This is a genomic window from Deltaproteobacteria bacterium, from assembly GCA_016931625.1.
Taxonomy (GTDB): Bacteria; Myxococcota; XYA12-FULL-58-9; order XYA12-FULL-58-9; family JAFGEK01; genus JAFGEK01.
Genome location: JAFGEK010000187.1, coordinates 1 through 12,152 on the forward strand (window position 1 = coordinate 1; position 12,152 = coordinate 12,152).

10 protein-coding genes are annotated in these 12,152 nt (G+C 38.3%); 8 read left to right on the forward strand and 2 right to left on the reverse strand.

Annotated features, from left to right (window positions below; all coding sequences use genetic code 11):
• Positions 1-158: 158 nt before the first annotated feature.
• The 5 genes from JW841_16085 (at position 159) to JW841_16105 (ending at position 6,894) form a co-directional block, all read left to right on the forward strand.
• Positions 159-749: a sigma-70 family RNA polymerase sigma factor gene (locus JW841_16085; protein MBN1962454.1), complete on the forward strand. Its 591-nt coding sequence runs from the start codon at positions 159-161 to the stop codon at positions 747-749.
• Positions 746-1,573 (forward strand): DUF4384 domain-containing protein, encoded by an 828-nt coding sequence (locus JW841_16090; protein ID MBN1962455.1) that lies wholly within the window; start codon positions 746-748, stop codon positions 1,571-1,573. Before JW841_16085 ends, JW841_16090 begins: the two co-directional genes overlap by 4 nt.
• Entirely contained in the window at positions 1,564-3,216 is a 1,653-nt protein-coding gene (locus tag JW841_16095) for a caspase family protein (protein MBN1962456.1), read from the forward strand. Before JW841_16090 ends, JW841_16095 begins: the two co-directional genes overlap by 10 nt.
• A gap of 17 nt (positions 3,217-3,233) precedes the next feature.
• Positions 3,234-5,192, forward strand: a complete 1,959-nt coding sequence (locus JW841_16100; GenBank protein ID MBN1962457.1) for an SBBP repeat-containing protein — start codon at positions 3,234-3,236, stop codon at positions 5,190-5,192.
• A 130-nt stretch (positions 5,193-5,322) separates the two neighbouring features.
• Positions 5,323-6,894 (forward strand): sodium-dependent transporter, encoded by a 1,572-nt coding sequence (locus JW841_16105; GenBank protein MBN1962458.1) that lies wholly within the window; start codon positions 5,323-5,325, stop codon positions 6,892-6,894.
• Between the two features lie 105 nt (positions 6,895-6,999).
• On the opposite strand, the gene JW841_16110 is transcribed toward JW841_16105, so the two are convergent.
• Complete coding sequence (locus tag JW841_16110) at positions 7,000-7,425, reverse strand: hypothetical protein (protein ID MBN1962459.1); 426 nt, start codon at positions 7,423-7,425, stop codon at positions 7,000-7,002.
• Positions 7,426-7,848: 423 nt separating this feature from the next.
• On the opposite strand from JW841_16110, the gene JW841_16115 reads away from it, so the two are divergent.
• Positions 7,849-9,483: a hypothetical protein gene (locus JW841_16115; protein MBN1962460.1), complete on the forward strand. Its 1,635-nt coding sequence runs from the start codon at positions 7,849-7,851 to the stop codon at positions 9,481-9,483.
• Between the two features lie 41 nt (positions 9,484-9,524).
• On the opposite strand, the gene JW841_16120 is transcribed toward JW841_16115, so the two are convergent.
• Positions 9,525-9,770 carry a hypothetical protein gene (locus tag JW841_16120; protein MBN1962461.1) on the reverse strand — a complete coding sequence of 82 codons (246 nt, stop codon included), beginning with the start codon at positions 9,768-9,770 and terminating at the stop codon, positions 9,525-9,527.
• Positions 9,771-10,538: 768 nt separating this feature from the next.
• On the opposite strand from JW841_16120, the gene JW841_16125 reads away from it, so the two are divergent.
• Together JW841_16125 and JW841_16130 are read left to right on the forward strand one after the other, a co-directional pair.
• The gene (locus tag JW841_16125) at positions 10,539-10,718 is read left to right on the forward strand and encodes a hypothetical protein (protein ID MBN1962462.1); all 180 of its coding nucleotides are present in this window, start codon (positions 10,539-10,541) and stop codon (positions 10,716-10,718) included.
• 143 nt (positions 10,719-10,861) lie between these two features.
• Complete coding sequence (locus tag JW841_16130; protein ID MBN1962463.1) at positions 10,862-12,142, forward strand: MFS transporter; 1,281 nt, start codon at positions 10,862-10,864, stop codon at positions 12,140-12,142.
• Positions 12,143-12,152 lie beyond the last annotated feature (10 nt).

Below are 12,152 nucleotides of genomic sequence, written 5' to 3' on the forward strand. Positions count from 1 at the left end.
CATGACAAACTACTACACCTTGCCCATGTTGATCGCGGACATTTACCCGTGCTTATACTGCGGACATATACCGTATCAGTAACACTCAAAAATTAATTGCTGACAAATATTGTTTTATTATACTACAATAAATATTTACCGAGGCACTGATTATAAATATGGCTATCATACTTAAAAATATTATTACTGAAGAGCTTCTAAATAAAGCTAGGCAAAACGATGCCGCTGCCTCTCGACAACTGTGGAATATTTGCTGGCCAATAGTCTTTAATGTTTGCACGCGCATGTTAGATAATGAATTTATCGCCACTGAAGTGAGCGTTGAAGCCCTAACCCAATTTATCATTAAATATATTCATTCGATTGAACACGCAGAGGCTGTACGCACTTATGTGCAACTTATTGCAGTTCGCCTTGCAATTAAAGAGCGTCGTCGTCAACAAAGACGCTCCCTAATGGATATGGATGAACTTGCGGCTGCAACCACACTAAATTTAGAAGAACGGGCTAATTATAAACTTTTAATACCACGACTTGAGAGTTGCTTGGCCAAACTATCTCCCAAAACTCAAAAAATTTTAAAGCTACGCTTTTTTCGTGGCATGACTAATCCCGATATAGGTAATCTTGTTGGTGCATCTAAACAATATATTGGCAGAGTATTATCAAAATCCATTTCAACTTTACGAAAATGTATTGAACGCCCTAGAACCCCACAACATTTTAGGCAATCAGGGAGTCTATTATGAATAACTCATTTAATACTATAAGTATAAATAACGAAACTATAGAGAAACTTCTGGCTTTTCGTTTGGGCGATATGCGTGAAGAAGATATAGTATGCCCAGAGCTTGCTAAATTATCTGCTACTTTATCCGGTGTTGCCAAACCAGAAGATATACAGATAGTTGATGAACATATGAAACAATGCCATGAGTGCACCCAAACTATAAGTGAGTGGCGAGCATTAACAAAAAGCAACCAACCTATTTTTTCGCAACTAAGCTCCTTTACTCTCTTTGTTAGACAACATATTAAATTTCTAAGTTTTACTTTTGTTGGTGCAATGGCAATATTTTTTGCATTATCAATTTGGCATCAAGATCTTCTTGAACATATATATCCTAAAGATACACAAAATTTTGGTCAGATTGCCATGAAGGGCGGTGATGATACTATTACCATTGCCGTACAGCGAGGCACCGAGCGGTTTAGTTTAACTAAAAACCACAATTTGCAAGATGGCGACCAAATTAGTTTCTTCTATACTACTACCAAAGATGGCTATCTTGCTTTACTCAGCGTTGAGCAAACTGGCAATACCAGCTTATTATTTCCAATAGATAGCCAACTGAGTGCCCAAATCCGTAAGGGTGCAAATATTGCCCTTCCCCATGGCGCAATCATTGAAAAACAGACCAATTGTGAATGGATAGTTGGCGTTTTTTCAGATCAACCGCTTAAACTTTCTTCAATTCTAGTTACTGCAAGACAGGCGGCTTTGCAATCTAACAATGATTGTCAATTGCCTATACGAATAATCGGTGCAAGAACGGTGATCACATGGAAATAAATCATCAGCGCTTTTATTTTACGTTCATTATATTTTTACTGCTATCTTTATCTTCAATATCACATGCAGCTGTTGTTCGTTATGCTATTGTAGTTGGCAATAACATAGGTATAGATGCTAATGGCAAACAACCTTTTCCTCCTTTGCAACACGCCGAACGTGAGGCAATATCTTTATATAATCGCTTAATCGAGTTAGCTAACTTCGATGCTTCTCATAAACGTACTATTTTATTAACCGGTGCTTCACGCGACGAAATTCTTAAAGCCGCGGCAACGATTGCATCCCAAAAAAAAGCTGATGAACAATTATATGATAAAGTTGATAGTCTTTTCGCTTTTTTCTTTTCAGGTCATGGCCAAAGTGGTCGTTTACTTTTGCAAGATAAACCGCTTTCAACTGCAGATTTAGTGCAGATTTTTCATAAAATTAATGCCACGCTGCAATTAGGTGTGTTTGATGCTTGCTATAGTGGCAGCCTCGATCAAGCAGCACTAGCAGAAAAAGGCGCAAAATTAACTCCGGGTGTTAATCTTTTTAACGAGCTGCCTCAAGAAGTTTTACTATCAGAAGGTAGTATTTGGTTAGTTTCAAGTGGTGCTGGAGAAGTAAGTTATGAAGATAGTGAACTCGGTGGCGTTTTTATGCATTTTTTCACTGAAGCACTTGAGAAAGCACCTCGTGATGGTATCGGTATTACGCTTGATAGTATTTGGGATTACACCCGTCGCAATACTGTAGCTTACACGGCAGATCGCGATCGACGACAAATACCACAACAATTTGTTACTCGTCTTAAATCAAGCGGTCCCTTATATTTAAGCTTTCCGAATAATCGTAGTTCAACTTTGATATTAGCTGAAGAATTAAAAGGACGGGTAATCTTAGAATATGCTGATGGCCAATTCTTTGAAGTCATTGATAAGCAACAAGGCGACCGTAAAGAAATTAAAATTTTTCCTGGTACTGCGAATGTAAAATTTATTGATTCAAAAGAAAATCTAATACAAGAAAGTTTTCAGTTTAATAATAATAGTATTATTATACTTCATACTCCCCAAGAGCATAGTATTATTGCTTCATTAGGCCGTAAGAGTAAAAAATTATGGGCTAAGGGATCGTATCATTCTTTATATGCTCGTGAATTTATTCCAGCCGTCACAACTTCGATAGGTGTTGAGGCACGACAAGGAATATCTTCACGAGGTATATTACTACCAGCCTCATCGGTACTTGCATCTATTCGTCTCGATCACACCCATCAATTTATATCATTAGCTTTAGGTTATGGTTACACAAAAGACCATTTTATCTCTTGGTCGTATTATTTAAATGCAATTTCAACATCAATAGTTGCTGGGATAGCAAGCGATATTAACACTAGTATAGGTGCATTTAGATTCTCAGGAGGCGCTGCATTAAATGCTACACATATGCGTCAAGAATTCGCAACTGGTGGCATACGCACTCGCTATGCATTTGGTACAGGTATCGATGCTTCAGTGTTTTATGTCAGACCGCAGTGGTCTTTACAGCTTTCACTACTAGCTGGGCCGATATGGGCTCCTGGGGTCGAGCAAGGCTCAAATTCATCATTGGCAATCTATGGCAATGGTGGGTTGTCACTACGTTATCGCTTATAAATATTAGGACGGCAAACATGAAATATATATTTATTATAATTTTTTTAAGTCTTTCTCTGAATTTTTCTCTTTCGGCCTGCCTTAATTATGACTTTTGCATACGTGATACGGATTGTATATCATGTCAAGAATGTATAAATGGTGCATGCACTGCTGTTATTTTAGGCCAAGACCCTAAAAACGACTGTCCTGGCGCTACTGCTTGCGATGGTGCTTCTCGGTGTTTTACCCTAGCTGCAGGGTTATTTTGCAATCATGACTATGAATGTGACTCAGGGCAATGCGACCTTGATGAAAACATATGCTGGGAGCCCAAACAAACCGGTGAAGAATGCAAAATCGATAATGATTGTAAAAGCAAAAACTGTGCTCATCATGGCATATGTTGCCCTACTGTGTGTAAAAGGGGTTGTGAGAGTTGTGAGTCTGGCACTTGTGAAGCAATAGCTGATGGTGAAGATCTTTATGATTTTTGCCCTGGTGTTGCTGCATGTGATGGCAATGGCCAATGTTGGGCATTGTCTGCAAAAGCTAATTGCGAAGCAGACTATCAGTGTGCAAGCACACATTGCAAAGATTACAACTGTTATGCAGCATCTATCGGCGAAGCATGTCATGAAGATTTTGAATGTCTAAGTAATCATTGTGGCGAAGAAGGTATTTGCTGCCAAGAAGCATGTACTGGTTCATGCAACTCGTGCAATAATAAATATACTTGCTTAACTATGGGTATGTGTGCCCCAATACCCAAAGATACTGACCCATTTAATTTATGCGATAGTCTATTAACCTGCGATGGCAATGGTATGTGTCAACCAGAATGGAATGGAGTTTTGCAATTTGGCGGAATTCTTTATGATGGCTTTGGTGGTCTTGTTGCTGATAATTCAGGATTTATTTATGGTGTTGGCGCTACTAATAGCATTCTTGGCTATAATTATAAAGGTGGCATGGATGCCTTTATTGCCTTATTTGATTTTTCTGGAAACAATCGCTGGACTAACCAATTTGGCGCAACCAATGATGATTATGCTGCAAGAGTAGACCTTGATGATAATGGTAATATTTATGTTTGCGGTTGGACAAGTGGCGATAGTCTAGAAGGTCAAAGCATATCAGGCGCCTCTGATGTTTTTTTGCGCAAATATAATTCTAATCATCAACTACAATGGACACGGGTGTTCGGTTCTGTTGCTGAAGATCGTTGTCATAATTTAGTAGTTGATGATGCAGGCAATGCCTATTTATGTGGTTCTGCAGATAACGCTTTACCCGGTAACCAAAGTTCAGGTGGCAGTGATGCCTTTATTGCCAAATATGATACTAATGGCGATCGCCAATGGATTACCCAATTCGGAACTGTTTATGCAGATGTAGCCATGGATATCGATACAGATGGTTCTTATTTATATATAACAGGTGCAACAAACGGCTCTTTATTCTCAACTAATCAAGGTGGTTCTGATTTATTTTGGGTTGTTTATGATCTATTCGGACAAACCCAACTTATTAAAAATCAAAGCGGCTCAGCTGCAGATGATTACGGCTGGACACTTTCGTTAGATAATAAAGGTGCAATTTATATTGCTGGTTCTACGAAAGGCTCAGTTGATGCTGAAATAAATCAAGGTGCTACTGATATTTTATTGCAAAAATATTTAATTGATGGTTCTTGGCAATGGACACGTCAATATGGCGATGCTGGAGCGCAAGAGGCCTTTGATGTAGTTTATCACTATGGCAATGTATACCTAACTGGCACTGGCTATTCTCTGGTACTATTTTCTGAGCAAGGCGAATTTATGTGGTCACAAAATGCAAACCCTACTGTAGGTCATATTTCATATGCCATTGCTGTTGATGCTGCTGATAACATTTGTATAGGCGGATACACTTTTGGTACTCTGGGCAAAAATAGTTTTGGTTTTGTAGATGCAGTATTAATCAAATATAACACCAGTGGTGATTTGTTATAAGGTTTAGCTATCTCCATTAATTTGTTGTAAAAAAACACCTCAATTAGTGATTGCAGATAATTCCATCTCGTCATATACCGGGCAACTTAAATGTTAACTCTATGGCAAACCCAAGCTTGTAGGGGGTTTTATGGCATCGAGAAAACGCGACAGTTGGGCCAGTCGGCTTGGTATAATTATGGCAGTAGCCGGTTCGGCAATAGGCCTTGGCAATTTTTTACGCTTTCCGGCTAAAGCTGCTGCTAATGGCGGTGGCGCCTTTATGATTCCGTATTTGGTTGCGCTATTGTTACTTGGCCTTCCATTAATGTGGGTTGAGTGGACTCTTGGTCGTTTTGGTGGTGGCTTTGAACACGGCACCGCACCGGGCATTTTTCATAATGTTTGGCGCAAAAACCGTTTCATTAAATACTTTGGTGTAATCGGAATTTTTGGTCCACTAGTTATCTTCATCTATTATGTCTATATTGCTTCGTGGACATTAGGTTATAGCTTTTATTCGCTTAACGGTACTATCGCTTCTATTACTGATCAGCAAACCATGCAGAGTTTTCTGCGAGGTTATCAGGGCATAGAAACTAATCAGTTTTTCAGTGGCATTTGGCCTGCTTATATCTGTTTTTTTATAACTTTTATCATTAGTTTTTGGATTATATATCACGGCATCAGAGGTGGCATTGAACGCATTTGTCGCATCGCTGTGCCTCTTTTATTTGGCTGCGCTTTAATACTCTTCATCCGTGTATTAACCTTAGGTACCCCTAACCCAGAACACCCAGATTGGAATATAAGCAATGGCTTTGGATTTTTGTGGAATCCAGATTTTAGCGCCTTAAAATCTGGAAAAGTCTGGATTGAAGCTGCAGGGCAAATATTCTTCACGCTTAGTGTAGGTATTGGCGTTATATTAACCTATGCAAGTTATCTCTCAAAAGGTGATGATGTTACTCTCTCTGGTTTAAGTGCCACAAGCATGAACGAGACCGCCGAAGTAATTTTAGGTGGTAGTATTATTATCCCCGCGGCGTTTGTATTTTTTGGCCCTACTAATATTAGCGATATTGCAGCGTCTGGTGTTTTTAATATCGGCTTTGTCACCATGCCTCTAATTTTAAATCAACTACCACTCGCTGGGTTTTTAGGTTTTTTGTGGTTTTTCTTGCTATTTCTTGCTGGTATCACTTCGTTAATATCGATTATGCAGCCAGCTATTGCGTTTTTAGAAGATGAATTTAATATCAATCGTAAAAAAGCGGTATTTATCTTTGGTAGTATTGCATTTATCTTATGCCATTTCCCTATCTTTATGCTGCAAAACGGCGTTGTTGATGAACTTGATTTTTGGGGTGGTACTTTCTTTTTGGTTTTATTCGCAACTATCGAAGTAATTTTATTCGCCTGGATACTTGGTATCGACAAGGCCTGGGATGAAATGCATCATGGCGCTGATTTGCGTGTACCGAAAGCATACAAATTCATTATCAAATATGTTACGCCAGTATTTTTATTGATTATTTTAAGTGTATGGCTATGGCAAGAATGGCTGCCGGTCATTTTAATGAAGAATGTTAGCGATACCAACAAGCCTTTTGTGCTTGGCACCCGTATTGTCTTAATGGTTCTACTGACAATTTTAGCTATCGCCGTTAAAATTGCGTGGTCACGCCGTAAAACCAAAGGAGAAGACAACTATGCAGCCTGAGGGATGGATTTTTCTTATCGCTTTTTGGGGAATTATTATTGGTATAACTATTTTTTGCTTTCACCGGATTTTCTCTAAAAAAAATATTAAATAATTGGCCTATATTTATTCTTTATTAGGTAGATATGGCAAAATTTGCGATTTGCCTGAGACAACCGCCAATACAACCTCTAGATGCGATTCATGGATTGTTGCATTATTGCAATGTAACTCATAAGCATCAATACCAAAGCTTTTTAAAGCTTTATCAAAATGTGCACGTACGCCTGCTGTTGATGGTCGTGATGCAATTCGCTTATTAACTATGTTTTCTATAACAAATGGATGCTCGCTGGTTGGATAGATAAAACCGATTTCCCGTTGTACTAAATGTAATCGTGCAATACGTTCTTTAACAATATGATTGGGAAACCCTGAAGCACGTGCCCCAGATGCCAATACTGCCCCTTGTTGGAGTAATTTAGCCCCTATTCCCATATCAGCTAACACTTGACCCATAAATGGTGGCCCGTGTTTTGCCGCAATTCTCATTAGATAGTGATCTGCAATATCTCCATTATCAGCTACTATAGATGGTGGTACTTGAAAATTTTGCCTCGAAATATCATTGACATTTAAGTTTTCATTATTTTCATTAGTGTCATTTTCACTACCACCAGACCCAAGCTTACCATCGGCACCTAATGAATGTTGCTTGTTTTGCTATCAAGTAGCATTTTAGCGAAATCAAAAAAAAATTAAACTTAATGTTGCAGCAGCGGCAAATTTAAAACTCGTAGCTGCTGATATAAAAAAAGTAATTGAAGCGCTATAGTTAAAGCACAAAATGTACGACTAGTGCAGCGAGCCTAGAATAATTACTTAAGAATATGGTATAATGAATAGCGGTAAATATACGCGCATATCACACACAGTATGTGAATGTGGTAGTACAAAGCTAAAGTGGTATGTCTTATGATCACGGTAAATCATAAAAATTTGAATGTTCAAATCAAAATTTTAACCCTTATATCCCTAGTAGTTATTTTAACTGCCTGCCCTGCTGGGCAAGCTATTATTAGTGATACTGATAACAATTCGAATGATTCGGACGGCACAAATAATGATTCAAATTCTAATAACGACCCAAACTCTACTTCGAACTCGAACTCACAAACACCTAGCACTGGCACTCTAACTGATACTATCACTACTGCTTCTGGTATCACTTGGCACTTTACTGAAAAAGTACAAGTTGGGCAGTTTATTACCGGTGATTATTATGTTGTCGGCCCGGTAACAATTGATGCAATTACACCTAAGCCTTTATATGATAATGAAGTGCCTCAATCTGAAATCGGCAACTGTGAACGCTCAATGCGTAGTGATCAGGCATATATACGCAATGGTTTTATGCTAAATCCACCTATTAGCGCTAAAGCTGCATATGATAGTGGCGTAAGAAATAATTATGATCCTAGCCTGAGAATGCATCTGCCCGTGTCTATGAAACCAGGTGACGCCTTAGTATCTACTATAAGCATGTCGATATCTGATATAGTTGATAAAATGTTAGGTAACTCAGACGGCCCTACTACCACAAGAGATTCTTTGGCTAGTGGTAGTAACTGCAATAGCAGCGATTATACTCCTATTCGTACCGCCGCGATTTTAACCTGTGTTGATAGTATGTTGCCTGCTGATACTTTTCGACCTGCTTTTGTTTCTGTCGCTGTCCCTACGCATTTCTACCAAGCGAGCAATATTAAACACACATTAATACCACAAGTAACTTGTCCAAGCTCATTACCCGATGCTGATAAATTTATCCGCTTTGTAGCGCGGCCATGGACGAGTATGGGATTTTTTCCTTTTGATAGGCCCGCTGAGAACATGCCGGTTTATGGTCGTGAGACTGCGCGAGTTGTAGGTATCTCAGCACTCATGCTTATGTGCGGCCTACCCGAAGCCAAACAGCACGCGCTATTATATGGCCTTATTCAAATTGGCATCGATCGCTTTGGCATGTTAGAAGCCGGCCATACTGGTTGGGATGCTTGGGGTGGGCATCATAGTGGTTATAAGTTTCCAATTGTATTGGCTGGTAGTTTACTTGGTGATGATCGCATGGCCGCGGTGTCATCGACTTTTTCACAAGCACATTTTCAAGAGGATGAACAAACCGGCTACGGCACTCATTGGTACACAGGTTATGGGCCTTTATTTATGGGCCACTCAGGTGTGAATACCTTAACTGGTGATCCTCTTGATCATGGCAGTCACGACTGGGGCCCATACGAACACAAACACCCAAGTACTTGGATTGATGATAATAATACTAGCGAAGGCTATCGCCGATGTTGCTCAAGTCTATCATGGGTTGGTGAAGCCCTGGCAATGCGCATGATGCATAACGAAACTAACTGGGGGCATGACGCTTGGTTTGCTTATGTCGATCGTTGGATGACTGAAAACGAAGATGAACAAGTAGCAATTATCGATGACAAAACAGGAACTAACTATACTAATGCATCTTGGGCTCGCCAAGGTCAATGCTGGGATAAATTTGTAGAAAACATGTGGGCACTCTATCGAAATAACTTACCTTAGCGTAAATCCGCCAGATTAACTCATGAAAAAATTAGAATATATTAAATTACATTACTTATAATTTCAGTTGTACCCCTAATTTGCTCATGTGTTAAATAGATATGCGGTGATAAACGCAATTTACCAAGTCGCTCGCGAACGATAATATTATGTTTAGCTAGCTCGCTTTCTAAAAAGCTAGCTTTTATATTTGATTTGCTTACTGCTAAAATACCATTTACAGGTATGGTGCTTAAATCATAAGCAGCTTTAAAACCAAGTGGCTTAAGTTGTTGCCAAATTAGCAAAGCAAGTTCATGTATTCTTGCATACGTTTTGCTATGTGTCGCCCGGCTGGTGTTACCCCACTATTATTTAGCCAAATTTGTTTCTTATTTATAGGGTACTCTTCGTAAGCTCGTTGCCAAATGTTTGGTTGTAAAGTCATATATCTTATCTATGAGTTTTTAAACTAAATTGCCATACTTTAAATTAGCTATATGCTTGCGCTAACAGCGCGTGAGAATTATTAAACAAGTTTACACGAAGAGATGATTTTTAAAGCATTCGTGTGTGTAAAATCGATAGCTCATCAATATAAGTTAAAACGATCTTAAAGTACTTTTTTGCGAAACGAAAAGCCTGTTTTCAAACAAAAATATTTCTATTGTCGTATTTCTATCGCCTTATTTCTATGGTATTTTTAGTTACTAGAGCAATTAGTAAAGATACAAAAAATTTGTTAAATCATCAGTATAAATGATGAAGTGAAAAACCTAAAATAAGGGTATACAAATGCTTAAGTTTATTAGTTCAACTCTTTCTCATTATCATTTACTTAAACTGTTTGCGTTCAAACAGCAGCAGTACCACCACCAGGTGGGCATGCTGTTCTAGAAGTATGTTTACGCCAAAAAGATGGTAGTTCTGCTTGGGCGCTATTTGATCCATCAGGTGGCAAACTCTATCAGCCATATACTCCTGACTCGCAAGTATTACCAAGTTTCGATAATAGCGGTCGACAATTCGTCGTTTGTGCGCGTGGTGCTGATATGTGGGATATGGGTATTCATTCATTGAGTGACATAGGCGCTATTGTAGATAATCCAACGTTTAAAATAATTAATCCCACAGAGATACCGACTGCAACAGATTTGTGGTTTGCAGGATGGGATAATCTTAACAAAGCTGAAAGGTCTAATTATATTTCATATCATCCAGAATCATTGTTACCAGTAGATATATTAAATGAATAGTCCCCGCTTAATAGTGAGAAATATTATACATGGCATTAATATGCTGCTATTTATTCTTATTTAAAATCAGATCTCCAATCTATATTTGTCAGTTTCTAATTTGTAGCAATCAGTTCTAAGTCCTGCTAAATTGCATCTCCGTTATGAATACAAATTCTAAAATTTCCAACAAAAATTCTTCGAATAATTCTCAAGAAAACTCTACATTGCCGTCACCTAATAATGTTACAGATCCTCCACAAAAAAACATTTTGGGTGTTAATAAAAATATTTTCTTTACCGGGCTTGTTAGTTTTTTAACTGATACCTCAACTAAGATGGTTTATTCGATTATGCCCCTGTTTCTAATGTCAATTGGGGCTTCAAAAACGACACTTTCACTAATTGAAGGGGTTGCCGAAAGTACAGCAGCTTTAGTTAAAACTGCTTCAGGGTTTTGTAGTGATAAGCTTGGTAAAAATAAACCATTCATGGCTATTGGTTATGCAATCACTGCGATAGTAACACCAATATATTCTATCGTTACTGCTCCACTGCAGGTTTTGGGTTTACGATTTATTGAGCGTGTTGGTAAAGGTATACGTACTGCTCCACGTGATAGTCTGGTCGCTGGTTCTGCGACTAAATCAAATATTGGTCGTAGTTTTGGTTTACATAAAGCTATGGATAACACCGGTGCCATTATTGGTCCGCTACTTGCTTTTACAATACTTTGGTTAATTCCGGGTGGTTTTCGTACAGTTTTTTTAATTGCCGCTATACCCGCAACTCTTGGGGTAATAACAATTTTACTACTCATTAAAGAAGCAAAAAAGAATAAAGACAGTTTATACAAACGTTTTAGATTCCGCGACTTTCCCAAACGCTATTATTTATTGCTAGGTATTATTTTTGTCTTCACCTTAGGTAATTCAACTGATGCATTATTAATCGTTAAAGCCAATGAAATCGGAATCAAGATTGCATATATTCCACTCGTCTATTTAATTTTTAATGCCGTTTCAGTGGCACTAGCTGTCCCTTTTGGGACACGTTCCGATAAAATTGGACGCGAACGCATATTAGTTTTTGGATATCTGTTATATGCAATAGTATACTTTGGTTTTGGTTATACTCATAGTATCAAAGCTATTCTTATATTGTTTGCCATGTATGGTGTCTACTCTGCTGCTACCGATGGTATTCAAAAAGCCTTTGTCGCTGATATGCTTGATGCTAATAAACGTGGTACGGGTATGGGTATTTATAACGCTATGCTTGGTTTAACTCTATTGCCCGCAAGTTTGATTGCTGGTATATTATATGATCGCATTGATTCTAGTGTTCCGTTTTACTTTGGTTCTATAACTGCTATAACTTCTGCTTTTCTAATGATTATATTCCTAAAAAGCCATAACAAATCTCAGAAGGTTAATCAACAATGATTATTTAATA